The organism is Vibrio sp. 1249-1, assembly GCF_033340495.1.
Window position 1 is genome coordinate 1 of record NZ_JAWOWJ010000700.1, and the last position, 638, is coordinate 638.

Sequence of the window (638 nt, forward strand, 5' to 3'; positions counted from 1 at the left end):
TGCGCGCGGCGAGTTCCACCACGTAGACCTTCCTCCTCTTCTTGATCAAAAACTGTATGAGCTTGGCGAACGCTGGGCGTCAAATGCGCTTGAATTGGGCCCAGGCTTGGCGACACTCAACTACCTTGCGACAACCTGCCGTAAGGAGCAGAAGCTGGATGTGGAGCTGTCTGAGAAGCAACAAGGCTACCGTGAACTCAACATGCTGCTGTCGGATCTTGTCGAAGCACAGATCGCGACTTACGAAAATGGCATTTTGACCTTCGCGAACGAAGACGCACGTCGATTCTCTAACGGCGAATGGTTGGAGACTCTGGTTCACAGCACTGTCAAACAAATCCAAGACACCATGCCAACGATTCAAGATCGCTCTTTGAATGTTCAGGTTTATCGTAAGCTGGGTGAAAGTGAAGTACGTAACGAGCTAGACGTAGCAACGGTTGTAAATAACAAACTGCACATCATTGAGTGTAAAACAAAAGGCATGCGCGATGATGGTGACGATACGCTGTACAAACTGGAATCTTTGCGTGACCTGCTAGGCGGTCTACAAGCACGCGCTATGCTGGTGAGCTTCCGCCCTCTTCGTCACAATGACATTACTCGTGCAGAGGATCTTGGCCTTGCGCTTATCGGCC

At 50.6% G+C, this 638-nt stretch carries 1 protein-coding gene; it reads left to right on the top strand.

Features of this window, described 5'->3' with window-relative positions; translation table 11 throughout:
- Window positions 1-638 (top strand): Card1-like endonuclease domain-containing protein (locus tag R7Z50_RS28435; protein WP_318149872.1); only part of this gene is annotated, 638 nt, incomplete at both ends.